The 22,862-nt window shown below is 62.6% G+C and carries 22 protein-coding genes; 9 read left to right on the forward strand and 13 right to left on the reverse strand.

What is annotated here, in order from left to right:
- The 6 genes from BN1134_RS18350 to ilvG all read right to left on the reverse strand — a co-directional run.
- A partial coding sequence (locus BN1134_RS18350) for an outer membrane beta-barrel protein (RefSeq protein WP_156991872.1) occupies nt 1-434 on the reverse strand: 434 nt, incomplete at its 3' end.
- Between the two features lie 234 nt (nt 435-668).
- On the reverse strand, nt 669-2,201 hold the full coding sequence (ilvA, locus tag BN1134_RS18355; RefSeq protein WP_042048974.1) for a threonine ammonia-lyase, biosynthetic: 1,533 nt from the start codon (nt 2,199-2,201) through the stop codon (nt 669-671).
- Between the two features lie 3 nt (nt 2,202-2,204).
- Nucleotides 2,205-4,055, reverse strand: coding sequence for a dihydroxy-acid dehydratase (gene ilvD / locus BN1134_RS18360; protein ID WP_042048975.1), 1,851 nt, complete (start codon nt 4,053-4,055; stop codon nt 2,205-2,207).
- A gap of 123 nt (nt 4,056-4,178) precedes the next feature.
- On the reverse strand, nt 4,179-5,102 hold the full coding sequence (locus BN1134_RS18365; protein ID WP_042048976.1) for a branched-chain amino acid transaminase: 924 nt from the start codon (nt 5,100-5,102) through the stop codon (nt 4,179-4,181).
- An 11-nt stretch (nt 5,103-5,113) separates the two neighbouring features.
- Complete coding sequence (gene ilvM / locus BN1134_RS18370; protein WP_042048977.1) at nt 5,114-5,377, reverse strand: acetolactate synthase 2 small subunit; 264 nt, start codon at nt 5,375-5,377, stop codon at nt 5,114-5,116.
- Nucleotides 5,374-7,020 carry an acetolactate synthase 2 catalytic subunit gene (gene ilvG, locus BN1134_RS18375; protein ID WP_042049016.1) on the reverse strand — a complete coding sequence of 549 codons (1,647 nt, stop codon included), beginning with the start codon at nt 7,018-7,020 and terminating at the stop codon, nt 5,374-5,376. Before ilvG ends, ilvM begins: the two co-directional genes overlap by 4 nt.
- Before the next feature lie 391 nt (nt 7,021-7,411).
- Here ilvG and BN1134_RS18380 point away from each other — a divergent pair, with 391 nt between their 5' ends.
- The 3 genes from BN1134_RS18380 to BN1134_RS18390 all read left to right on the forward strand — a co-directional run bounded on the left by BN1134_RS18380 (nt 7,412) and on the right by BN1134_RS18390 (nt 10,826).
- Nucleotides 7,412-8,923: a YifB family Mg chelatase-like AAA ATPase gene (locus BN1134_RS18380; protein WP_042048978.1), complete on the forward strand. Its 1,512-nt coding sequence runs from the start codon at nt 7,412-7,414 to the stop codon at nt 8,921-8,923.
- A gap of 63 nt (nt 8,924-8,986) precedes the next feature.
- A complete protein-coding gene (locus BN1134_RS18385) occupies nt 8,987-9,883 on the forward strand; it encodes an acyltransferase (RefSeq protein WP_042048979.1) in 897 nt (298 codons plus the stop codon).
- A gap of 7 nt (nt 9,884-9,890) precedes the next feature.
- Complete coding sequence (locus BN1134_RS18390) at nt 9,891-10,826, forward strand: acyltransferase (protein WP_042048980.1); 936 nt, start codon at nt 9,891-9,893, stop codon at nt 10,824-10,826.
- On the opposite strand, the gene BN1134_RS18395 is transcribed toward BN1134_RS18390, so the two are convergent.
- The gene (locus BN1134_RS18395) at nt 10,784-11,242 is read right to left on the reverse strand and encodes a 2-thiouracil desulfurase family protein (RefSeq protein ID WP_042048981.1); all 459 of its coding nucleotides are present in this window, start codon (nt 11,240-11,242) and stop codon (nt 10,784-10,786) included. The genes BN1134_RS18390 and BN1134_RS18395 overlap by 43 nt on opposite strands.
- Entirely contained in the window at nt 11,239-11,889 is a 651-nt protein-coding gene (locus BN1134_RS18400) for an NUDIX hydrolase (protein ID WP_042048982.1), read from the reverse strand. The genes BN1134_RS18395 and BN1134_RS18400 overlap by 4 nt, the downstream gene beginning before the upstream one ends.
- A gap of 76 nt (nt 11,890-11,965) precedes the next feature.
- Here BN1134_RS18400 and BN1134_RS18405 point away from each other — a divergent pair, with 76 nt between their 5' ends.
- The 3 genes from BN1134_RS18405 to BN1134_RS18415 all read left to right on the forward strand — a co-directional run bounded on the left by BN1134_RS18405 (nt 11,966) and on the right by BN1134_RS18415 (nt 15,333).
- Nucleotides 11,966-12,592 (forward strand): nicotinamidase, encoded by a 627-nt coding sequence (locus tag BN1134_RS18405; RefSeq protein ID WP_042048983.1) that lies wholly within the window; start codon nt 11,966-11,968, stop codon nt 12,590-12,592.
- 1 nt (nt 12,593) lies between these two features.
- Nucleotides 12,594-13,772 (forward strand): nicotinate phosphoribosyltransferase, encoded by a 1,179-nt coding sequence (gene pncB, locus BN1134_RS18410; RefSeq protein ID WP_042048984.1) that lies wholly within the window; start codon nt 12,594-12,596, stop codon nt 13,770-13,772.
- 355 nt (nt 13,773-14,127) lie between these two features.
- The gene (locus BN1134_RS18415) at nt 14,128-15,333 is read left to right on the forward strand and encodes a NupC/NupG family nucleoside CNT transporter (protein ID WP_042048985.1); all 1,206 of its coding nucleotides are present in this window, start codon (nt 14,128-14,130) and stop codon (nt 15,331-15,333) included.
- A 274-nt stretch (nt 15,334-15,607) separates the two neighbouring features.
- Here the strand turns inward: BN1134_RS18415 and BN1134_RS18420 are convergent, their stop codons facing one another.
- From BN1134_RS18420 to BN1134_RS18430, 3 genes are all read right to left on the reverse strand, one after another.
- Nucleotides 15,608-16,273 (reverse strand): 7-cyano-7-deazaguanine/7-aminomethyl-7-deazaguanine transporter, encoded by a 666-nt coding sequence (locus BN1134_RS18420; protein WP_042048987.1) that lies wholly within the window; start codon nt 16,271-16,273, stop codon nt 15,608-15,610.
- Nucleotides 16,274-16,343: 70 nt separating this feature from the next.
- On the reverse strand, nt 16,344-16,661 hold the full coding sequence (locus tag BN1134_RS18425; protein ID WP_042048989.1) for a DUF3630 family protein: 318 nt from the start codon (nt 16,659-16,661) through the stop codon (nt 16,344-16,346).
- A gap of 10 nt (nt 16,662-16,671) precedes the next feature.
- Nucleotides 16,672-18,096 carry a protein adenylyltransferase SelO gene (locus BN1134_RS18430; protein ID WP_042048990.1) on the reverse strand — a complete coding sequence of 475 codons (1,425 nt, stop codon included), beginning with the start codon at nt 18,094-18,096 and terminating at the stop codon, nt 16,672-16,674.
- Between the two features lie 81 nt (nt 18,097-18,177).
- Here BN1134_RS18430 and BN1134_RS18435 point away from each other — a divergent pair, with 81 nt between their 5' ends.
- A complete protein-coding gene (locus BN1134_RS18435; protein WP_042048991.1) occupies nt 18,178-18,480 on the forward strand; it encodes a c-type cytochrome in 303 nt (100 codons plus the stop codon).
- A gap of 5 nt (nt 18,481-18,485) precedes the next feature.
- On the opposite strand, the gene recQ is transcribed toward BN1134_RS18435, so the two are convergent.
- Entirely contained in the window at nt 18,486-20,306 is a 1,821-nt protein-coding gene (gene recQ / locus BN1134_RS18440; RefSeq protein ID WP_042048992.1) for an ATP-dependent DNA helicase RecQ, read from the reverse strand.
- A 121-nt stretch (nt 20,307-20,427) separates the two neighbouring features.
- Between recQ and BN1134_RS18445 the strand changes: the two genes are divergently transcribed.
- Nucleotides 20,428-20,892: a thioesterase family protein gene (locus BN1134_RS18445; protein WP_042048994.1), complete on the forward strand. Its 465-nt coding sequence runs from the start codon at nt 20,428-20,430 to the stop codon at nt 20,890-20,892.
- Between the two features lie 127 nt (nt 20,893-21,019).
- The gene (locus BN1134_RS18450; RefSeq protein WP_042048995.1) at nt 21,020-21,550 is read left to right on the forward strand and encodes an AbiTii domain-containing protein; all 531 of its coding nucleotides are present in this window, start codon (nt 21,020-21,022) and stop codon (nt 21,548-21,550) included.
- Nucleotides 21,551-21,688: 138 nt separating this feature from the next.
- Here the strand turns inward: BN1134_RS18450 and BN1134_RS18455 are convergent, their stop codons facing one another.
- Nucleotides 21,689-22,852, reverse strand: a complete 1,164-nt coding sequence (locus tag BN1134_RS18455) for a heme biosynthesis HemY N-terminal domain-containing protein (protein ID WP_042048996.1) — start codon at nt 22,850-22,852, stop codon at nt 21,689-21,691.
- Nucleotides 22,853-22,862 lie beyond the last annotated feature (10 nt).

Here is a 22,862-nt window from a genome sequence, read left to right on the forward strand (position 1 = left end):
TTTGCGCGCTGATCAACAGTCCAGGCATAGGCGCCTCCCAGCCGGGTATAGAGGTCAAGCTGCTCGCTGATCGGCCCCCCTAGCTTGAGGCTGGCTTGCAGCATCTGGCTCTTGGCCTCCCCCTCCAGTTTGATCCCCGCCAGCTCCCCGCGGGTCTCATATTTACCCAGCCAGTCATAACCCAGCTCGACGCCGACGTTGCGATTTAGCTGATAGCCGGCAAATACCCCAAGTCCGAACGCATTCTTGTTGTCATCGCGCTGCTGTAAGCCGTCTTGCAGTTGCTCGACGAGGCGCTGGGTATCGATGTCATAGAAGTGCGACCACCCCGCCTTGGCGCCAAGATACCAGCTGTTATCGTTACCCGCCGCGCAGGCGGTGCCGCCAAGCAGCAGGGTTGTGGTGAAGAGAATGCCGTTTCTGAGCTGAGTCATGGGTCGTCCTTGTGAAAGTGAGTCCGGGGTGGTTCCTTCCCCCCAGGCTAGCCTAACGCAAACGACTTCAGTCTCAAATGTTCCTGATGAATGCACTGTGAGCGGGCCTGCATTTCTCCGTGATGGTGGCTGATGGGAGGCCACCCTACCTTGGCGCTAGCGTCTTGCCGCTGGTTGCAGAGCGCAAAACAGAGAGGGAGGCCTAGGCCTCCCTCTTTTTCACTCTCGGTTTGTTCAGCGCCGTGGGTTGCTTGCCAGGAAGCTGCGATAGGCGGGATCGTCGCTCATCTCGTTCCAGTCGTAGCCAATCTCGTGCAGGTAGTCGTGGAAGGCGCTCACGTCTTCGTCCGGCAGTTCGAAGGCGCACAGCACCCGCCCGTAGTCGGCGCCGTGGTTACGATAGTGGAACAAGCTGATGTTCCAGCGGCAACCGAGGGTCTCAAGGAAGCGGATCAAGGCCCCCGGCTGCTCCGGGAACTTGAAGCTGTAGAGACGTTCGCACAGGGCGCGCGCCGGCCGGCCACCAATCATGTAGCGCACGTGATTCTTGGCCAGCTCGCTTTCGGTCATGTTGACGACCGGGTAGCCCCCCTCTTCCAGTTGGCGCTGGATCTGGCCGAGCTCCTCCTCACCACCGGTCAGGCGCACCGAGACAAACAGGGCGGCCTGCTCCGGGTCGGAATAGCGATAGTTGAACTCGGTGACCATGCGCGGCCCCAGATTGCGGCAGAAGTCGAGGAAGGCTCCCTTGCGCTCGGGGATGGTGACGGCCAGCATCCCTTCGCGTTTCTCACCGATCTCGCAGCGCTCGGAGACATAGCGCAGGCTGTGGAAGTTGACGTTGGCCCCGGACAGCACGGCGGCCATCCGCCCCCCCTTGACCTGCTCGCGTTCGCAATAGGCCTTGAGGCCGGCCAGGGAAAGGGCGCCAGAGGGCTCGGCGATGGCTCGGCAGTCATCGAAGATGTCCTTGAGGGCGGCGCAGATCTGGTCGTTGGAGACGGTCACCACGTCATCCAGATACTGATCGCACAGGCGGAAGGTCTCCTCGCCGATGCGGCGCACTGCCACCCCGTCGGCAAACAGGGAGACCCGATCCAGCGACACCGGCTTGCCGGCGGTCATAGCCGCCTTGAGGCAGGCCGAACCGTCGGACTCGACGCCGATCACCTTGATGTCGGGCAGCAGTTGCTTGAGATAGACCGCTACCCCGGCCGCCAGACCACCGCCACCCACCGGCACGAAGACGTGGGTCAGGTGGGTGTCTTGCTCCAGCAGCTCCTTGCCGATGGTGCCTTGGCCGGCGATCACTTCGATATCGTCAAACGGCGGGATCGGGGTGTAGCCCTCAAGCTCGGCCAGACGCCGGCTCTCGGCATAGGCCTCGTCGAAGTTGTTACCGTGCAGCACCACCTGGCCGCCGTGGCGGCGCACCGCGTCGACCTTGATGTCCGGTGTGGTGGTCGGCATGACGATGGTCGCCTTGATGCCGAGCTTGGCGGCCGACAGGGCCACCCCTTGGGCATGGTTGCCGGCCGAGGCGGCTATGACGCCGCGCGCCTTCTGCTCGGCGCTCAGGGTGGCGATCTTGTGGTAGGCGCCGCGCAGCTTGAAAGAGTGTACCGGTTGCAGATCCTCGCGCTTGAGCGCCACGTGGTTGCCGAGGCGCTCCGAGAGCTTCTTCAGGGTCTGCAACGGGGTGACCCGCGCCGCCTCGTAGACGGGCGAGAGCAGGATCTTGCGTAGATATTCGGCAGCAGAAACCATGGTTTACTCCTCCAGCTTGCTGCGATCGCGCACTGCACCCTGGTCGGCGCTGGTGGCCAGCATGGCGTAGGCGCGCAGGGCAAACGACACGGCGCGCTCGCGGCTGACCGGCTTCCAAGCCTTGGCGCCGCGCGCCTCCATGGCGGAGCGGCGCGTGGCGAGCACCTCGTCGGCCACTTCCAGCACCAGTTCCCGGGTCGGGATGTTGATGCGAATGGTGTCGCCGTTCTCGACCAGGCCTATGGTGCCGCCAGCCGCGGCCTCCGGCGAGACGTGGCCGATGGAGAGGCCCGATGTGCCACCGGAGAAGCGACCATCGGTGATCAGGGCGCACGCCTTACCCAACCCCATGGACTTGAGGTAGGAGGTGGGGTAGAGCATCTCCTGCATGCCGGGGCCACCCTTGGGCCCTTCGTAGCGGATCACCACGACTTCGCCGGCCTTAACCGTGCCGTCGAGGATGCCGGCCACGGCCTCTTCCTGGCTCTCGAATACCCGGGCCGGGCCGCGGAAGGTGAGGTTCTCTTCATCCACACCCGCGGTCTTGACGATGGCACCCTTGAGGGCGACGTTACCGGTCAGCACCGCAAGGCCCCCCTCCTGGCTGTAGGCGTGATCCAGCGAGCGGATGCAGCCTTCGGCTCTGTCCAAGTCCAGCTCATCCCAGCGGCAATCCTGGCTGAAGGCACGGGTGGTGCGAATGCCGGCCGGGCCGGCGCGGTAGAAGCAGGCCACCTCGTCGGTCGGCTGGCGGCTCACGTCATACTCTTCCAGCAGTTCACGGAGCGACATGCCGAGCACGTTGCGGGTGTCGCCGTGCACCAGGCCGGCACGCTCCAGCTGGCCGAGGATAGCCACCACACCGCCGGCGCGGTGCACGTCTTCCATGTGGTATTTCTGGGTCGAAGGGGCCACCTTGCACAGCTGGGGCACCTTGCGCGACAGGCGGTCGATATCGGCCATGGTGAAGTCGACACCGGCTTCCTGGGCTGCCGCCAGCAGGTGCAGCACTGTGTTGGTGGAGCCGCCCATGGCGATGTCGAGGGCCATGGCGTTCTCAAAGGCTGCCTTGTTGGCGATATTGCGCGGCAACGCCGAGGCATCGTCCTGCTCATACCAGCGCTTGGTTAGGGCCACGATGCGCTGGCCGGCCAGCTTGAACAGCTGCTCGCGGTCGCTGTGGGTGGCCAGCAGCGAGCCGTTGCCCGGCTGGGAGAGGCCGAGCGCCTCGGTCAGGCAGTTCATGGAGTTGGCGGTGAACATGCCGGAGCAGGAGCCGCAGGTGGGGCAGGCGCTGCGCTCAACCTGCTCGCTCTGGGCGTCGGAGACCTTGGGGTCGGCGCCCTGGATCATGGCATCCACCAGATCCAGCTTGATGATCTGATCGGAGAGCTTGGTCTTGCCGGCCTCCATCGGGCCGCCGGAGACGAAGATCACCGGGATATTGATGCGCAGGGCCGCCATCAGCATCCCCGGGGTGATCTTGTCGCAGTTGGAGATGCACACCATCGCATCGGCGCAGTGGGCATTGACCATGTACTCGACCGAGTCGGCGATAAGCTCGCGCGACGGCAAGGAGTAGAGCATGCCGCCGTGGCCCATGGCGATGCCGTCATCGACGGCGATGGTGTTGAACTCTTTGGCCACCCCGCCGGCGGCCTCGATCTCACGGGCGACCAGTTGGCCCAGATCCTTGAGGTGAACGTGACCCGGCACGAACTGGGTGAAGGAGTTGACCACGGCGATGATGGGTTTGCCGAAGTCGTCCTCTTTCATGCCGGTGGCACGCCACAGGGCGCGGGCTCCGGCCATGTTGCGGCCGTGGGTGGTGGTGGCGGATCTCAGCTTCGGCATTATTTCTACTCCCTGAATACCTGGCCCTGTCGGGCACTCGAATGTGTAAGGTGGAATCGGTCCGGGTCAGGGTGGTCCCTCACCCGGAGCGACTCGGGGAGGTGTCGCCACCTCCCCGCTGTGTCAGTCGTTGACCGGGGTCAGCCAACCCCATTTATCTTCGGTCTGGCCGTTGAACAGGCCGAAGAAGGCAGTTTGCAGTCGCTCGGTCACCGGGCCGCGACAGCCGGCGCCCACCTGCATGCGATCGACCGAGCGCACCGGGGTCACCTCGGCAGCCGTGCCGGTCATGAAGATCTCGTCGGCCACATAGAGCGCCTCGCGCGGCAACGCCTGCTCGCGCACTTCATACCCCAGGTCACGGGCGAGCGTCATGATGGTGTCGCGGGTGATGCCGGGCAGGATGGCAGCGGTGGTGGGCGGGGTGAACAGCACGCCGTTCTTCACCAGGAACAGGTTCTCTCCGGCCCCTTCGCTCAAGTAGCCGTTCACATCCAGCGCCAGCCCTTCGGCGAAACCGTTGCGCTTGGCCTCGCGGCTGATGAGCTGGGAGGAGAGGTAGTTGCCGCCGGCCTTGGCCCCGGTGGGGATGGTGTTGGGGGCGAGCCGGTTCCAGGAGGTGACGCAGACATCCACCCCGTTTTTCAGCCCCTCTTCGCCGAGATAGGCGCCCCAGGGCACGGCCGCGACGATCACGTCGGCCTTGGCATCCTTGGGAGGATGCAGGCCAAGGCCCACGTTACCGATGAAGGCCAGCGGACGCAGGTAGCCACTCTTGAGGCCATTCTCGCGCACCACGGCGCGGCAGGCTTCGTTGACCTGCTCCTCGTTGTAGGGAACGTCCATCCAGTAGATCTTGGCGGAGTCGAACAGGCGGCGGGTGTGCTCTTGCAGGCGGAAGATGCAGGTGCCCTTGGGGGTGTCGTAGGCGCGCACCCCCTCGAACACCGAAGAGCCGTAGTGCAGCGCATGGGTCATGACGTGCACCTGGGCGCTCTCCCAGGGAACCAGTTGGCCGTTGAACCAGATGTATTGGGGCTGTGACATGGGCAAGTTCCTTATGCTCTGAGGCTCGAGCGCTGCTGGGGGGCAGCGGCATGGCAGCTGTCGACGCGGGAGACGTCCACCAGTTTGTCCAGCTGGCTCCACAGCTGCTGGATCGGACGGCATGACTCGACAGTAACCGTGATCCGCAGCTGTTGGCAATCCTGCTCCATGTTGAGGGCGCAGAGATTGAAGCCGCGGTGACGAACCACGCGCAGGACGCGCTCCATGACTTCCGGTTTCGCTTGGGCATGGATCTGCAGGGTATGTTGGCTCATAGGCGTTGCTCCATCATCTTGTGATTGGCGACTCCCGGCGGAACCAGGGGCCACACGTTTTCTTCCTCTGAAATAGCCACATGCAGCAGGTAGGCGCCATCGTGCGCCAGCAGCCGATCGAGGGCGGGCTCGATCTCGGCCTTGCATGTGATGGTCTCACCGCGGATGCCGAAGGCGGCGGCGAGGGTCACAAAATCGGGGTTGTCGGAGAGGTTGGTCTCGCTGTAGCGGCCGTCGAAGAACAGCTCCTGCCACTGGCGCACCATGCCGAGACGCTGGTTGTCGAGCAGCACCATCTTCACCTTGAGACCGGCACGGCGGATGGTGCCGAGCTCCTGCACGTTCATCATGAAGGAGCCGTCGCCACTCACCAGCACCACCTCATCCTCGGGACGGGCCATCTTGGCCCCGATGGCGGCCGGCAGGCCGAAGCCCATGGTGCCGAGGCCGGCGCTGGAGAGATGGTTGCGCGGATTGTCAAAACGCATGTGCTGGGCCACCCACATCTGGTGCTGGCCCACGTCGCAGGCGACCACGGCATTGCTGGGCAGGCGCTCGCTCAGGCGGCGCAGCAGGGCCGGGGCATAGATGGCGTCACCGGGATGGGCGTAGTCGAAGGCGTGGTCATGGGCCAGGGCGGCGCAGTGGGCGCGCCAGGGGCCGATGGAGAGTGGGCGAGCCAGTGCCGGCAGCACCAGATTGAGGTGGGTGGTGATGCCCACATCGGCGGCGCGGCGTTTGCCGAGTTCGGCCGCATCCACATCCAGATGGATCACCCTGGCGTGGGGGGCGAAGGCCTCCAGCTTGCCGGTGACCCGGTCATCGAAGCGGGCACCGACTACGACCAACAGGTCACACATCTGTACCGCATAGTTGGCGGCCTTGGTGCCGTGCATGCCGAGCATGCCGAGAAAAACCGGGCTGTCGGGGTCCAGGGTGCCGATCCCCTTGAGTGTGGTCACGCCCGGCATGCCGGTGGCGGCGGCAAAGTCGCGCAGCGCGGCCTCAGCATTGGCCATGCCGACGCCGCCACCCACGTAGAGCAGGGGGCGCTCGGCGGCGGCCAGCAGGGCGCGGGCCTGTTCCAGTTCGCCCATCGGCAGGCTCTCGCTCTGGTTGATGGCGGCGAGCGGAGTGCGCGGCGAGAAGGTGGCCAGCTGCACATCCTTGGGGAGGTCGATGAGCACCGGCCCGGGTCGTCCTTCGCTGGCGATGGCGAAGGCTTCGGCGATCACTTCGGGCAGATCTTCCACATCGGTGACCATGAAGGAGTGCTTGGTGCAGGAGAGGGACATGCCGAGTACGTCGACCTCTTGGAAGGCGTCGGTGCCGATAGCGGAGCAGGGCACCTGGCCGGAGATGGCCACCAGGGGGATGGAGTCGAGCAGCGCCTCGGCCAGACCGGTCACCAGGTTGGTGGCTCCGGGGCCCGAGGTGGCGATGCAGACCCCGACCCGGCCGCTGGCTCTGGCGTAACCGACCGCCGCCATGGCGGCCCCCTGCTCATGGCGGCACAGCTGGTGGGCGAGTCCGCCGTCATAGAGGGCGTCGTAGACCGGCATGATGGCCCCCCCGGGATAACCGAATACCTGGGTGACCCCCTGTTGTTTGAGGGCCGCGACCACGAACTGAGCACCATTCATCTGCATACATCCTGTCCTTGCTATTCCTGAGGGCCAACCAGGTAAAGAAAAACCCCCGAGCTTTTTGGGCTCGGGGGTCGTCTTGTCGGTTTGCCGGTCTGGGTCTATCCCTTGTTCCGTGCAGCCAAACGAGCCCCGAGCGGTGTAATAATCACCACCACTAGGACCACAATAATGCTGACGAAACGGGAGACCAGGCTCATGACTAAATCCAATTTTAAACGGCGCCACCGCCGCGAATGACTATTAGAACTAGCATGGGGGCTTTTCGTGAGCAAGACTTTTTTTCGTGACAAGTTTCTGTTTTTCGAGATAACGCTTTCACTGCGTCAGTTGATTTATCTGGCTCGTGATTCATGGGTAGAACAATATAAAGAGCGGGGTGTAAATCATGTCATTAGCTGTGGTTTACAGCCGGGCCAGCCTGGGTGTCGAGGCACCGCTGGTTACGGTGGAGGTTCATCTCTCCAATGGCCTGCCGGCCTTCAATATCGTCGGTTTGCCCGAGACCTCGGTGAAGGAGTCGCGCGATCGGGTGCGCAGTGCCCTGCTCAACGGTAACTTCGAGTTTCCTGCCCGCCGCATCACGGTCAACCTAGCGCCAGCCGATCTGCCCAAGGAGGGAGGCCGCTTCGATCTGGCCATCGCGCTCGGCATTCTGGCGGCCTCACAGCAGATACCGGCGAACAGCCTGCCAGATCATGAATTCTTGGGGGAGCTGGCCCTGACGGGGGAGCTGCGCCCGGTTTTCGGTGTGCTGCCGGCGGTATTGGCCAGCCGCGCCGCCGGACGCACTCTGGTGGTCGCGCGTGACAATGGCGCCGAGGCTGCCTTGATCCGCGATGCGCAGGTGCGCTGCGCGCATCAGTTACTGGCGGTGACCGCCTGGATCTCGGGGCAGCTGGCGCTGCCCTTTCCCGAGCCGGCTACGCCGGAAAGCGATGGCCACGAAGTGCCCGATTTACTCGATGTCATTGGTCAGTCCCAGGCCAAGCGGGCACTGGAGATCGCCGCCGCCGGCTGCCACCACCTGCTGCTCATCGGGCCGCCCGGCACCGGCAAGAGCATGCTGGCGAGCCGGCTGTCTGGCATCCTGCCTCCCCTGAGTGAGGCGGAGGCGCAAGAGAGCGCCGCCATTCACTCCATCGGTGGGCACGGACTCTATGGTTGGGGTCGGCGTCCCTATCGCTGCCCGCACCACAGTGCCTCGGCGGTGGCGCTGGTCGGGGGCGGCAGCCAGCCAAGGCCAGGGGAGATCTCGCTTGCTCACAATGGCGTGCTGTTTTTAGACGAATTGCCCGAGTTCGAACGCAAGGTGCTCGACAATCTGCGTGAGCCGCTCGAGAGCGGCCACATCACCATCAGCAGGGCGGCCAGGCAGGTGGATTTTCCTGCCTCTTTCCAGCTGGTGGCGGCCATGAACCCCAGCCCCTGCGGTCACTATGGCGATGGCCAGACCCGCTCCACGCCGGAGCAAGTGCTGCGGTATCTCGGCCGCCTGTCGGGCCCCTTTCTCGATCGCTTCGATCTGACGGTGGAGGTCCCGCTGCTGCCCAAGGGGAGCTTAAGCGGTACGCCGGAGCGGGGGGAGTGCAGCGCCGTGGTGCGAGAGCGGGTCGTGGCGGCGCGCCAGCGTATGCTTGCCCGCAGTGGCAAGCTCAATCAGCGTCTGGATAGTCGGGAAATCGAAGAAATTTGTCGCTTATCGCCGCAAGACGCGGACTTTCTTGAGGGGGCCATCCAGCGGCTTGGCCTCAGCATTCGAGCCTGGCATCGGATTCTGAGGGTGGCGCGCACCATCGCCGATCTGGCGGGCGAGGGGACGATAGAGCGCCGTCATCTGGTGGAGGCGCTCGGTTATCGGGCCATGGATCGCCTGTTGTTACGGCTTCGTGGCACATAGTCTGTGTCACTGGCGGCATGATAATATGTGAGGTCTGACCAGAATTGACAAGGAAGCCGGCCTATGCCGCAAAAATTGTTCGAGCTCCTGCGCGGCAGCGCCTCGACCCTGCTGATCTTCGCCAATACCCTGCTGTGGTTTATTCCCGTACTCTTTCTTGGCTTGGCCAAACTGCTGTTGCCGCTGCGCGGATGGCGCACCGGGTGCAACTGGCTGCTCGATGGCTGCGCCACCTGTTGGATCGGCTTCAACAATCTGGTGCAAAACGCCTTTTCCGGTACACGAATGGACGTGGTCGGAGTGGACAACCTGACCCATAACGAGTGGTATATGGTGGTCGCTAATCACCAGTCTTGGGTCGACATTCTGGTGCTTCAGCGGATTTTTAATCGAAAAATCCCCTTTCTGAAATTTTTCCTGAAGAAAGAGCTGATTTGGGTCCCTTTTCTGGGTCTTGCATGGTGGGCACTCGATTTTCCCTTCATGCGGCGCTATTCCCGTAAGTTTTTGGAAAAACACCCTCAGCTCAGGGGAAAAGATATCGAAACGACGCGCAAGGCGTGCGCCCGTTTCCGCGACATGCCGGTGAGCGTGATGAACTTTGTCGAGGGCACGCGTTTTACCTCGGCCAAACACTCGAAACAGGGCTCGCCCTATCGCCATCTGTTGCAGCCGCGCGCCGGCGGTGTTGCCTTTACCCTGGCTGCCATGGGCGATCAGTTGCACAAGCTGGTGGATGTGACCATCTGCTACCCGCACGGTATCCCGACCTTTTGGGACTACATGTGTGGCCGCCTCAAGGAGGTGCGCGTCAAGGTGCGGGTGCTGCCCATCGACAGGACGTTGATCGGCGATTACTTCAATAACCCCGAATTTCAACAGAAGTTCCAGCAGTGGCTCAATGGCCTGTGGTCGGAGAAGGAACAGACCCTGGCTCGCCTGCACGCTGCTGGACAGTAAGAGAATCATGCTTAGTTTTCTGCCCGGACCGATCCTGTTTCTGCTTAGCGCCCTGCTGAGCATCGCCCAGACCGCCTTCTGGGCGACCCTGATCCTCTGCGTCTCACTGGTGAAACTGCTGCCGATCCCGGTGCTGGCTCATTTGTGCAGCCGCATCAACAACCTGTTGATGCGCGGCTGGCTCGAGAGCAATACCCTGCTCATTCACCTCACCAACCGGGTGGAGTGGGAAATCGAAGACAGCACAGACCTGCGCAAGGAGGGGTGGTATCTGGTGGTGTGTAATCACCTGAGCTGGACCGACATCGTGGTGCTGGGTCATCTGCTGCGCCAGCGCATCCCGGTACCCAAGTTCTTCATGAAGCACGAACTTATCTATATCCCGCTGCTGGGGCTGGCCTGCTGGGGGCTCGACATGCCCTTCATGCGCCGCTATTCAAGAGAGTTCCTGCTGCGTAACCCGCATCTGCGCGGCAAGGATATCGAGACCACCCGCAATGCCTGCGAGCAGTTTCGCCACATCCCGACGACCGTCATCAACTTCGTGGAGGGGACCCGCTTCACCGAGCAGAAACGGGATCAGACCCGCTCCCCCTACCGCCATCTGATGGCCCCCAAGGCGGCGGGACTGGCGTTCACCCTGGCGGCCATGGGGGATCAGTTCGACAAGCTGATCAACGTTACCCTGAGCTATCCGGATAACCAGGAGGCCCCGTTTCGGGATTTCCTGATGGGACGCATGACCCGCATCCGGGTGCATATCGAGGAGTTGCCCGTCGAGGGGGCCATGGTGGGGGATTACTTCAACGACAAGCCATTCAAGCGCGGCTTCCAGCAGTGGCTCAACGCCCTGTGGGCCGAAAAGGATGCGCGCCTCGCCAGTTGGGAAGCGCAACCAGATCAGGTAGAGGTGCCAAGCAGGGAGGCCAGCTCGCCGAGCTGATCTTCGGAAAAGACCGTGATGCCGTGGCGGCGCAGCAGTTGCGCCGTCTTGCCTTCACCGGGCACGTTGATCCCATCGAAGCGGCCGCTATAGATGCGGCCGCTGCCACAGGAGGGGCTCCCCTCCTTGAGCAGGGCTATCGTGATGCCCTCGCGCTGACACAGGGCCAGGGCCAGCGCGGCGCCCCGCTCGAACTCGGCTGTTACGTCCTCGCCGGCTTCGGTCACTACCTGCTCCCCCCGGCGTTCGGCCGGCGGGCGCGGAGTGGCCAGGCCGCCGGCGACTTCGGGGCAGAAGGGGAGTAGATAACCCTTCGCCCCGAGCTGGTGCAGCCAGTCGCTGAGGATCCCCTTGCTGCGGCCGTCGTAGCGTACCGGCATGCCGAGCAGGCAGGCGCTGATCAATATTGGCTTCATCCTTCGGCTCCGTTCATCACCTGATCGAACATGACGCAGGAGGGGTCTTCGATGCGATAGAGGATCGCCGGGCGCTGGTTACCGGTGCGCTTGCGGCCGGTGTCGCACAAGATCTCGGCGCGGTGGATGCGCTTGCGAAAGGCTGCCGTGTTCATGGGGGTCTGCAAGATGATCTCATAGGCCCGTTGCAGCTCGGAGAGGGTGAACTCCTCCCCCAGCAGATGCACCGGCAGGGTGCTGTAGCGGCTCTTGACCCGCAGTCGCTCAAGCGCCTTGGCGATCAGTTGGGCATGGTCGAAGGCGAACGGGCTGCCGGGCAGGCTTTGTAGTGGCAGCCACTGGCCGCGAGAGAGGGGGCAATCAGGGCTGACCAGGCAGAGATAGACCAGGGTGGTCGACCAGCCGCGCGGATCGCGCGCCCGGCTACCCAGGCTGCACACCTGCTCGCGGTAACACTCCCCCAGCGCCCACTCCTGCAACAGCCGGTCGAGGGCCGCCTCGAGATCCGGGTCGCGCTCCTCGTCAATGCGCAGGGCCGGGAGTTGCAGGGCATCTTCGAACGGCGGGCGGTCGCGCCGCTCGAGCAGCAGTTCAAGACGTTCGTCGCGCAGTCGCAGCACCACCACATCCAGACTCATTCTCAGCATGTCGCTCGCTCCGCTCGCGTTCGTTAAATGTTTGGTAGATAATATCACAGGAATAATATGTAGTGCAGGAGCGAACATGAGCCTTATCGCCAGTCTCGATATCGATGCGCAGAAGGGGTTCACTCCGCTCTGCCCGCAGGAGTTGCCCGTCCCCGAGGGGGATGGCATCGCGGCGGCCCTCAATGCCCAGGCCACGCTGGCGTCCCTGCGTATCGGCAGCAAAGATGCCCACCCGGCCTCTGCCGTCTGGGTCGCTGACTCGCCGCTCCAGCCGTTGCCACTGCCCAACGCCGATCTCACCTGGCCGGCCCACTGTGTGCCCGGCACGCGGGGGTTTGAGCTGCTCGACGGCCTGCCGGCCCCCATCGATTACGACTTCTTCGTCTGGAAGGGGGTAGAGCCGGATCTGCACCCCTATGGGGCCTGCTACCACGACTTGGCAGAGCGCCGCTCTACCGGCCTGCTGGAGTTTTTGCAGGCGCGCGGTGTCGATACCGTGCTGGTGGGCGGGCTGGCCACCGACTACTGCGTCAAGACCAGCGTGCTGCAGCTGCGCCGCGCCGGCCTGCGTGTCATCGTCCACCTGGCGGCCTGTCGCGGTATTGCTCCCGACACGGTGTCGAGCGCCCTGCTTGCCATGCGCGAAGCTGGGGCCGAGCTGGCCGCCGATTTGCATGAAGTTCAACGTCTTCTGGGGTGTTGATATGCCGCCCATTCTAACCAGCCTGCTCGACACCGATGCCTACAAGCTGCACATGCAGCAGGCGGTGTTCCACCACTACCCGGATGCCGAGGTGGTGGCCGAGTTTCACAGCCGCAACGATGAGGATCTGTTGCCTCTGATGGGGCAGATCGAGGATCAGCTGCGTCAGGCTGGTCGCCTGCGCCTCTCTCATGACGAGGCGCGTTTTCTCGCCCGGCGCCCCTTCCTCCATCAGGACTACCTCGACCACCTGAGTCACAAACCACTCGATGCCTCTTTGCTGGAGGTGCACGAGCGGGAAGGGCGCCTAGCGGTGCGGGTCAGCGGCCTGTGGCAGGATGTGATCCTGTGGGAGATCCCGATCCTCGCCATCATCAGCGAGATGCGTAACCGCTTCCGCTATCCCCAGCTCGGGGTGAGTGAGGCGATCGCCCAGCTCGACCGGAAGATCGACTGGCTGACCCGCGAGCTCAGCGCCGAGGAGATGGCGGAGTTCAATCTGGTGGATTTCGGCACCCGCCGCCGTTTCTCCCATGCGGTGCAGGATGCCGTGGTCGGGCGCCTGTGCGAGCGCCTGCCGGCGTTTCGCGGCACCAGCAACTACCAGCTGGCGCACAAGTACGATCTACCGGCGGTGGGCACCCAGGCCCACGAGTGGTTCCAGGCCCATCAGCAGCTCGGCTTTCCGCTGGCCCAGAGCCAGCGTGCCGCCCTGCTCACTTGGCTCGACGAGTTTGCCGATCACCTCGGCATCGCCCTGACCGACTGCATCACCATGGATGCCTTCCTGCGCGACTTCGACTTTGAGCTGGCCAGCCGCTATCAGGGGCTGCGCCACGACTCGGGTGATCCCGTGGTGTGGGGCGAGAAGGCCATCGCCCACTATCAGCGTCTTGGCATTGACCCGCGCAGCAAGACCCTGGTCTTCTCCGATGGCTTGGATCTGGAGCGGGCCGTCGGGCTGCTACGCCATTTCCGTGGTCGGGTCAGGCTCAGCTTTGGTATCGGCACCCATCTCACCTGCGATCTGCCGGGCGCCTCGCCCATGAACATAGTGTTCAAGCTGGTGGAGTGTAACGGGGGGCCGGTGGCCAAGATTTCCGACAGCGCCGGCAAGACACTCTGTCGTGATGCCGAATTCATCACCCGCCTTAAACAGGCTTTCCATCTTGCCCTGTGATAAATAATCCCGGTTTGGCCGGGATTATTTTTACTATGTCCAAATAATTAAATTGAAAAACGTTTTTCATTAATTATTGGATGTGGGTGATTTTATCTTATTTATATAAGATGCAATCGTTTTTCATTCTGTCGTTCGATATGGCGTTCTGTTTATAAAACCGATTTCTTTATCGTATTTATAACTATATGAATTAATAGCGTTTTATAGCTTGATTTCTGTTTGGAACTCAACAAACGTTTGTATTATTTAAGGGCTATCTTTTTCTGTCAGATTGTGACGCCAATCCGCTTTTTTATTGGTTGGGCAGATATGATGCGCCGGTCAAAATTACAACTCATAGGCTATTCAGGTTATGCAATATCTTCACTTCGTGCTCGGACTGGCCCTGGTGCTGGTACTGGCGCTGCTCGGCAATCGCCGCGGTTGGCGCAATATAAAAGTGCGTTACATCATCCAACTGCTGGTGGCGGAACTGGCGCTGGCTTGGTTCATGCTGAACTCCTCGGTGGGGCTGGCCATCATCAGCGGGTTCGCGGCCGGTTTCACCAAGCTGCTGGAGTTTGCCAAGCAGGGAACCGACTTCGTGTTTGGCGGCCTGCTCAATGAGGGGGCTTTCAGCTTCTTCCTGATGGTGCTGATGCCCATCGTCTTCATCTCGGTGCTGATCGGCATCCTGCAGTACATTCGTCTGCTGCCGCTGATTATCCGCGGCATCGGTACCGTGCTGGCCAAGATCAACGGCATGGGTAAGCTGGAATCGTTCAACGCCATCAGCTCGATGATCGTCGGCCAGTCGGAGAACTTCATCGCGCTCAAGAACATACTGCCGCACATGAACGAGAAGCAGATGTACACCCTGGCTGCGACCGCCATGTCGACCGTCTCCATGTCCATCGTCGGCGCCTACATGCAGATGATCGAGCCGCGTTACGTGGTGGCGGCCCTGATCCTCAACATGTTCAGCACCTTCGTCGTGCTGTCGCTGATCAACCCCTATGAGCCGGACAACACGGTGACCGATGCCAAGTCGCTGGCCGAGGGGGATGAGCACCACACCCCGAAGCAGGAGAACTTCTTCGAGATGCTGGGCGAGTACATCATGGCGGGCTTCTCGGTGGCGGTGATCGTGGCGGCCATGCTGGTCGGCTTCATCGCCTTGATCGCCATGATCAACTACCTGTTCGAGCTGGCTTTCGGCGTCAATTTCCAACACGTGATGGGCTACATCTTCTATCCTGTGGCCTGGATCATCGGTATCCCGTCCGGTGAAGCGTTGCAGGCGGGCAGTGTGATGGCCACCAAGCTGGTGACCAACGAGTTCGTGGCCATGATGGATTTGGGCAAGATTGCCGCCCAGCTCTCGCCCCGCACCATCGGCATGCTGTCGATCTTCATGGTGTCGTTCGCTAACTTCAGCTCCATCGGCATCATCGCCGGTGCGGTCAAGGCTCTGAATGAGGAGAAGGGCAACATGGTTTCCCGCTTCGGTCTCAAGCTGGTGTACGGCTCGACCCTGGTGAGCCTGCTCTCGGCCGTTATCGCTGGTGTCATGCTGTAATCGGTATAGACAGGGTTAACCCACAACCCCGGCTCGCAAGAGCCGGGGTTTTTCATGTGCGGCAGATAAAAAAAGGGCCAGCATGCAGCTGGCCGAATCTGGAAGCAATGTGAGCAATGTCGTGCCTTCACAGAGGAGTCCACACTCACCCGGGGGTGATGCCATGGTGGTCAAATCCGGAACGCCAGATAAAGATAATGATTCTCATTTGTAAAAGCAAGCACCTTGCTACGCCATGAGAAAAAAATCGGCCACCCTGAGGTGGCCGATGTGCTCACTGATTCACGGGATGCAGGGCCAGCGCCGGTTCGCCGACCAGCTTGCGGGCCAGATAGCGCAGCAGTACGCCATAGAGCGGAACGAACAACCCCAGGCTGATGATCAGCTTGAAGGTGTAATCGACCATGGCGATCTCGACCCAGTGCTCGGCCATGAAGGGATCGCTGCTCTTCCAAAATGCCACCGAGAAGAAGCTGACCGTGTCGATGAGGTTGCCAAATAGGGTCGAGACGGTCGGTGCCACCCACCATGCCTTGAGCTGGCGTAACCGGTTGAACACCACCACATCCATGAACTGGCCGATGGCGTAGGCCATGAAGCTGGCCAGGGCGATGCGCGCCACAAACAGGTTGAACACGCTGAGCTGGTTCATCCCCTGATATTGCCCCTCGAAGAAAAGCACCGAGAGCACATAAGAGACGGCCAGCGCCGGCAGCATCACCAGCTGGATGATCTTGCGCGCCAGCGGGGCCCCGAAGATCCGCACCGTGAGATCGGTGGCCAGGAAGATGAAGGGAAAGCTGAAGGCGCCCCAGGTGGTGTGAAAGCCGAAAATGGTGATCGGCAGCTGCACCAAGTAGTTGCTGCTTGCGATGATCAGGATATGAAAGAGAGAGAGACGGATCAGGGCCGTCTGGTACTGATAGGACGTCAGATTCACGTTGTGACCTTTTTGGTTAATGGGGTTAGGGAACCCATGCCGCCACGATGACGGCAATCAAGGGGCGCGATTATACCCCTTCATCTTTGGAGTGCAATCGTTGCCCGGCATGTTGCCGCGCCAGCCAGTCGAGTAGCACTCGATCGTCCGGATGACAGGCCTCGATCCAGCACACCTCACCATAGTGCTCGTATTGGAGCAGCAGCTTGCTCCCCTCAAAGTCGACCACCCAGCAGTGGCGATCGGCCCCCAGCTCACGCTCGACCAGGCGCAGCTCCCAAGCTGCCAGCAGGGTGGGGGCCAGGGCCGGGAAACTCGTTTCGTCGAGACCGGGATGGGTGAGCAGCAGGCTGCCGCTCACCGGGTCTTGTTTGTCCAGTTGCCACATGGGGCGCTCCTCAGCTGCTGCAGGAAAGGGTGGTGCACTGATACCAGTCGGGGGAGGGGGTGGCGAGATCCTCTGCCTCGGGCTGCTCGTCGAAGGGGTGGCGCAGCGCCTCGAACAGCCGGATGAAGGGGGCCATGTCTCCAGCCTCGGCGGCGTCGATGGCCCGCTGGGCCAGCGCGTTGCGCAGCACATATTTGGGGTTGACCGCCTCCATGCGGCGTGCCCGCTCATCGTCCTGGCTCCCCTCGCGAGCGAGGCGCGCACGGTAGTCATCAAGCCAGCGTGGCCACGCCTCGCCCTCCGGCAACAGGGCGAGCAGGCCTGGTGACAGCTCACCGCGCAAGTTGAGGCGGGCGAGGCGGCGCAGGAACAGGTGGTAGTCCACTCCCCCTGCGGCCAGCAGCTGGAACAGGCGGCGAAACAGGGCCGGGTCATCCTCTTCCCAGCACTGCAAGCCGAGGCGCTCGCGCATCAGGGTCGAATACTCCAGCATCAGGGTCTGCTGATAGCCATCCAGTGCCTGTTGCAGTGCCGCGTCGGGCAGGTGACCGGCCAGGGCCTGGGCCAGCTTTTGCAGGTTCCAGTAACCCACCGCTGGCTGCTGATCGAGGGCATAACGGCCGATGCTATCGGTATGGTTACAGACAAAATCGGGCACGTAGCGATCGATAAAGCCATAGGGGCCGTAGTCGAGGGTGAGCCCGAGCAGGGACATGTTGTCGGTGTTGAGCACCCCGTGGGTGAAGCCGGCCGCCTGCCAGCGGGCGATCAGCAGGGCCGTGCGGCGCACCACCTCGGCAAACAGGCCGGCGTCGTCCAGTCCGTCAAAGTGGTGGACGCGCAGGTAGTCGAGCAAAGCCGGAATGCGCTCCCCCTGGCCGCTCCAGGCGAAGTACTCGATGTGGCCGAAGCGCAGGTGGCTGGGGGCCGCGCGCAGCACGGTGGCGCCCGGCTCCAGGGTCTCGCGCTGCACCGCCTCGTTGCTGCCGACCAGCACCAGGGCGCGGGTGGTGGGGATACCGAGGGCGTGCAGCGCCTCGCTCGCTAGGTATTCGCGGATCGACGAGCGCAGCACGGCGCGACCGTCACCGAAGCGGGAGAAGGGGGTCTTGCCGGCCCCCTTGAGGTGAAGATCCCACAGTTGGCCGTCGGGGGCCTCCTGCTGACCGAGCAGCAGGGCGCGGCCATCGCCGAGGCGTGGCACATAGCTGCCGAACTGGTGGCCGGCGTAGACCTGGGCCACCGGCGCCATGCCGGGCAGTGGACGCCCCTGACCGCAGCAGGCGAGCCAATCGGCGTCGCTCACGTCGGCCAGCCCCAGTTCGGTGAGCAGCGATCGGTTGAGGTGCAGCAGGCGTGCGCCGCTAAGTGGTGTGGGGGTGACCGGCTCGCAGGCCCAGGGCAGTTCGGTGGAAAAAGTGTTGTGCAGCTTCACATTTGCTCCTTGCACACCTGCCCGAGTGAGGCGGTGCTTGCGTATACTGCCGCCTTCTTTTATCCCTGCGGAAGTGTGTCTATGAAGTATTTCCCGTTTGCCGCCATCCTGCTGGCGCTTGGCACCCCATTGCTGCATGCCGCCGATGCGGCTGCCGGCAAGGAGAGAGCGGTGGTGTGTATCGCCTGTCACGGGGGAGAGGGTAAGGCGGTGATCCCGGGTTATCCCCATCTGGCGGGGCAGAACGCCCAGTACACGGCCAAGCAGCTTAAGGCATTTCGTGACGGCACGCGGGTCGATCCGGTGATGGCCCCCATGGCCAAGCTACTTTCGGACGCCGACATCGACGTCCTGGCGGCCTGGTACGCCTCGCTCAAACCGTAACCGGCTCAGCGCCGGCAGTAATCGATGATCCTGTCCATGAAGGCGTCGCCGAAGCGCTCCAGCTTGCGCTGGCCGACACCGTTGATCGCCAGCAGGTCGCGCGCGGTCATCGGCATCGCCTCGGCCATCTCCATCAGGGTGGCGTCGTTGAACACCACGTAGGGCGGGACTTCTTCCTCTTCGGCAATCTGTTTGCGCAGCCCCTTGAGTTCCTTGAACAGCTTGCGGTCGTAGTTGCCGATGTCGAGCCGGATGCGTTTTTCCTTGCGGCTCGAGACCGGTTGTACCCGCGGCACCGCCAGCTCCAGCGCCATCTCGCCGCGCAGCACGGGGCGGGCCGCCTCGGTCAGTTGCAGCACCATGTTGCGGGTGATGTTCTGGGTCAGCAGCCCCTTGTGGATGAGCTGGCGCAGCACGCTCTGCCAGTGCTCGGCGCTGTGATCCTTGCCGATGCCGTAGGTGGAGAGCTTGTCGTGGCCGTGATCGCGGATGCGCTGGTTGAGCGAGCCGCGCAGCACCTCCACCACATAGCCCATGCCGAAGCTCTGGCCGACCCGCCAGACGCAGGAGAGGGCCTTTTGGGCATCCTCGGTACCGTCATAGGTCTTGGGGGGGTCGAGGCAGACGTCGCAGTTGCCGCACGGCTGGTCGAGGTATTCACCAAAATAGTTGAGCAGCACCTGACGGCGGCAGGTCTGGGCCTCGGCAAAGGCCGCCATCACGTTGAGCTTGTGCTGCTCCACCTGTAGCTGCTGCGGGTTCTCGATGTTCTCAAGCAGCAGGCGCACCCGGCCAATGTCGGCCGGATCGTAGAGCAGCACCGCTTCGGAGGGGGAGCCATCACGGCCGGCGCGGCCGGTCTCCTGATAGTAGGACTCGATATTCTTAGGGATGTCGTAGTGCACCACGAAGCGCACGTTGGGTTTGTCGATCCCCATGCCGAAGGCGACGGTGGCGACCACGATTTCCACGTCGTCGCGCAAGAATGCATCCTGGGTCTGCTGGCGCTGCTCCAGCGGCAGGCCGGCGTGATAGGGCGCCGCCTTACAGCCGTGGCGCACCAGTCGCCCGGCCACCTCTTCCACCCGGTTGCGGCTCGAGCAATAGACGATGCCGCAGTTGCCCTTCTGGCTCTGCACATAGCGCAGCAGTTGCTCCGCCCCCTTGAACTTCTCCACCAGGTTGTAGCGGATGTTGGGGCGATCGAAGCTGGCGATGTGGATGAGAGGATCGTGCAGGGCGAGGCGGGTCAGCATGTCCTGCCGGGTGGCCTCGTCGGCGGTGGCGGTTAGGGCGATCACCGGCACATTCGGAAACCACTGCTTGAGCCGGCCGAGGGCCGCGTATTCGGGGCGAAAATCGTGACCCCACTGGGAGACGCAGTGGGCCTCGTCGATGGCAAACAGGGCGAGCGGGATCTCTGCCAGTCGATCCAGAAAATCGTGCTGCAACAACCGCTCGGGGGCGACGTAGAGCAACTTGATCTCGCCGTGGCGCATGGCCGAGATGACCTGCACCATCTCCTCGCGGCTCAGGGCCGAGTTGAGGTAGGCCGCCGCCACCCCGTTGGCGCGCAGGGTGTCGACCTGATCCTTCATCAGCGAGATGAGAGGGGAGACGACCACCCCGAGGCCGGGACGCAGTAGGGCCGGGATCTGGTAGCAGATAGACTTGCCGCCGCCGGTGGGTTTGAGCACCAGCACGTCGCGCCCAGCCAGTACCTGTTCAATGATCTCCTGCTGCCCTTCCCGGAACTGCTGATAACCAAACACGGTCTGGAGCAGGGCAAGCGGGGTATCGGGCAGGGTCTCGGCGATGGCGGTCATGTTCTCTCCTCCGGGGGCGTCATTCTAAAGCAGGGGGCGCTCACAATAAACCGCGATTGCTTATGTTAATGGTCTGTTGCAGACTGGCTGGAGTCTTTACTCCACTCCCAGGGATCAGGGAATGAAACAGATGCTCAAGAAGATGGCCCTAAGCGGCATAGCCAACTTGTTTACCGAGAAGATGCCGTTCAACCGGCTGCTCGGCATGGAGGTGACTCACTACGACTTTGAGCGGGTCGAGCTGCGCATTCGCATGGATGACAAGCTGGTTGGCAACCCCTTCCACAACATTTTGCACGGTGGCGTGACCGCCAGCCTGCTCGATGTGGCCGGCGGCATGATAGTGGCGGCCTCCTGCATCGACGAGCTGGAGGAGTTCTCGCCAAGCTATCTCAAGGAACGCTTCTCGCGCCTTGGCACCATCGATCTGCGGGTCGATTACCTGCGGCCAGGACGCGGTCAGGCATTTATCGCCACCGCCCACATCATCCGCGCCGGCAGCAAGGTGGCGGTGGCTCGTATGGAGCTGCATAACGAAGAGGGCATCCACATCGCCTTCGGCACAGGCACCTATCTGGTGGGCTAGTTGTTATTGCCCTTTTGCATAAATAATCGCCATCTGATTTGATTTTGGTCAATCCATGAGCTGGCTCTTTGTCGTGATCCCGACCCATACTTCCATTGGGATGTCGTGCACTAGGGAGGGAGCGGCAATGAGTGCGAGTGTGGCCACCAAGCCATCGTACGGTGTCATTCTGGATCAACTCAGATCCATGCAACATCAGGTACAGACCCCTGAGTGCCGGCACTGGCTGGAACAGGAGCTTGAGGGCTATTCAGCGACCTCGCCCCTGCCGTGGTATCGCATCGTGCCCTGCCGCCAGCGGGGTCACTTCATCGAACTGGCCACAGGCAAACAGCTGACTTGCCACATCGGCAGTCAGGCGCTTAGCCAACGTGATTTGGCGCAGGTCCAGTTCATCTATGCAAGAGAACCCGCCGCCTACTACCTCTGTCAGCACGGCCCCGAGCTGGAGCCCTGGCCAGACGAGCTATTGCACGCCTACCAGGACGTGTTGATCCCCGGCCACTTCTGCCTGCATGCCTGGCACGAGCCGCTCTCCTCACTGCGTCTGCAACTCTTGGAGGGGTTGTCGCGCTTCATGGAGGAATATCCGCGCTGTGCCTGTACCAAGCCGCTTCAGGGCTTCAAGGCAATGCAGCACAGACACTGGCATTTCTAGCGCCTGGAAGCGCAAGGAGGGCAGCATAGCAAGCCAACACCAGACGGAATGCACAATCTGAGACCAAGCGGTCGATCACAAGACCATACGACGAGGCCACCCAGGGGGTGGCCTCAAACATATGCAAGCGGGGCAGGATCAGCCGATGGCCAGCTCGAGCGCCAGACGATAGTACTCGTTGGCTTTGCTGGTCAGACGGCGCTGCTCCATGACGCGGGCCAGCGCGTAGTAGACCGGGGCGCTCGGCTGCTCGGCCAATTCGGCCTCCAGTAAGCGTTGTGCCTCCTCCAGCTCACCGGCGAGCAGGGCGACCTGGCCGAGAGCGGCGCGGGCTCCCGGTTGATCCTGCATCTTGCGCAACTGACTTAACATGGTCTGATAGTTGTCGAGCTTGAGGCGCGGCAATTCGGTCAGCAGCAGGGGGGAGTTCTCCTTGCGCAGGGCATCGAGCCACAGATCGGCCGCCTCGCTCTCGGCGCCGAGGGCGCGCAGGCGGTTGCCATAGGCCAGCAGCATGATCGGTTGCTGGCGCAGTTTGCGTGGCATCTCCTGCCACAGGGCTCGCAGCGGTTCAAGCTCGCTGCCTGCGGCCTCGAGACGGGCATTCCACGCCTCTTCCAGCAACGCTTCCTCCCGCTCGGCGTTGATGCGGCCCACCTTGCGCAGCACCGGCAGCAGCTCGATCAGTGCCGGCCAGTCGTGGCGGGCGCGATGGATGCGGGTCAACTGCTCGATCACCATGGGATGGCGCGGATGGAGGGCATAGATGGGCTCCAGCGCCGCCAGTGCCTGCTCGTACTGCTCCTGCTCGATCTGCAACTGGGTCTGGGTGAGGGTCAGTGCCAGCTCGGCCTTGGGACTCTCCTGCTGGGCCAGTTGCAGATACTCGTCGCGGCGCGATTCATCTCCACGGGCCTGGGCCGCTTTGGCGGCGCCAAGGTAGTTGAGCAGGGGGGTGTCGCTATTGCGGGCGCTCTTGACCAGCAGTTTTTCGGCTTGACGATAGTGCCCCTCAGCCATGGCCAGGGTGGCGGCCACCGTCTGCTGGTTGGCCTTATTGCGCCGGCGTTTGCCAAACCAGCCGAGGGTGTTGCGACGCAGGCGCAGTACCCGGGTCAGCAGCCACTCGACGGCCAGCAGCACGCCATAGAGCAGGATGGCGAGGATGACCAGACTGGTGACAGAGCTCTCCACCGTATAGTCGCCCAGTGCGATCAGTACGTAACCCTTGTTGCCTGCGGCTTCCGGCCCGAATACCAGACCGGCGATAAGCACGGCAACCAGTAAGATGATGCGAATCATGCTGCTTCCT

Origin of the sequence: Aeromonas simiae (assembly GCF_000820125.1) — a bacterium.
Taxonomy (GTDB): domain Bacteria; phylum Pseudomonadota; class Gammaproteobacteria; order Enterobacterales; family Aeromonadaceae; genus Aeromonas; species Aeromonas simiae.

Excerpts from the sequence above, each read along its gene's own strand:
- BN1134_RS18435 (WP_042048991.1), top strand. The coding sequence starts at position 18,178 with ATGAAGTATTTCCCGTTTGCCGCCATCCTGCTGGCGCTTGGCACCCCA.
- BN1134_RS18400 (WP_042048982.1), bottom strand. The coding sequence starts at position 11,889 with ATGCTGAGAATGAGTCTGGATGTGGTGGTGCTGCGACTGCGCGACGAA.
- BN1134_RS18380 (WP_042048978.1), top strand. The coding sequence starts at position 7,412 with ATGTCATTAGCTGTGGTTTACAGCCGGGCCAGCCTGGGTGTCGAGGCA.
- ilvD (WP_042048975.1), bottom strand. The coding sequence starts at position 4,055 with ATGCCGAAGCTGAGATCCGCCACCACCACCCACGGCCGCAACATGGCC.
- ilvA (WP_042048974.1), bottom strand. The coding sequence starts at position 2,201 with ATGGTTTCTGCTGCCGAATATCTACGCAAGATCCTGCTCTCGCCCGTC.
- BN1134_RS18415 (WP_042048985.1), top strand. The coding sequence starts at position 14,128 with ATGCAATATCTTCACTTCGTGCTCGGACTGGCCCTGGTGCTGGTACTG.
- BN1134_RS18390 (WP_042048980.1), top strand. The coding sequence starts at position 9,891 with ATGCTTAGTTTTCTGCCCGGACCGATCCTGTTTCTGCTTAGCGCCCTG.
- BN1134_RS18425 (WP_042048989.1), bottom strand. The coding sequence starts at position 16,661 with ATGTGGCAACTGGACAAACAAGACCCGGTGAGCGGCAGCCTGCTGCTC.
- BN1134_RS18395 (WP_042048981.1), bottom strand. The coding sequence starts at position 11,242 with ATGAAGCCAATATTGATCAGCGCCTGCCTGCTCGGCATGCCGGTACGC.
- pncB (WP_042048984.1), top strand. The coding sequence starts at position 12,594 with ATGCCGCCCATTCTAACCAGCCTGCTCGACACCGATGCCTACAAGCTG.
- BN1134_RS18450 (WP_042048995.1), top strand. The coding sequence starts at position 21,020 with ATGAGTGCGAGTGTGGCCACCAAGCCATCGTACGGTGTCATTCTGGAT.
- BN1134_RS18445 (WP_042048994.1), top strand. The coding sequence starts at position 20,428 with ATGAAACAGATGCTCAAGAAGATGGCCCTAAGCGGCATAGCCAACTTG.
- ilvG (WP_042049016.1), bottom strand. The coding sequence starts at position 7,020 with ATGAATGGTGCTCAGTTCGTGGTCGCGGCCCTCAAACAACAGGGGGTC.
- BN1134_RS18405 (WP_042048983.1), top strand. The coding sequence starts at position 11,966 with ATGAGCCTTATCGCCAGTCTCGATATCGATGCGCAGAAGGGGTTCACT.
- recQ (WP_042048992.1), bottom strand. The coding sequence starts at position 20,306 with ATGACCGCCATCGCCGAGACCCTGCCCGATACCCCGCTTGCCCTGCTC.
- BN1134_RS18365 (WP_042048976.1), bottom strand. The coding sequence starts at position 5,102 with ATGTCACAGCCCCAATACATCTGGTTCAACGGCCAACTGGTTCCCTGG.
- BN1134_RS18385 (WP_042048979.1), top strand. The coding sequence starts at position 8,987 with ATGCCGCAAAAATTGTTCGAGCTCCTGCGCGGCAGCGCCTCGACCCTG.
- BN1134_RS18455 (WP_042048996.1), bottom strand. The coding sequence starts at position 22,852 with ATGATTCGCATCATCTTACTGGTTGCCGTGCTTATCGCCGGTCTGGTA.
- ilvM (WP_042048977.1), bottom strand. The coding sequence starts at position 5,377 with ATGAGCCAACATACCCTGCAGATCCATGCCCAAGCGAAACCGGAAGTC.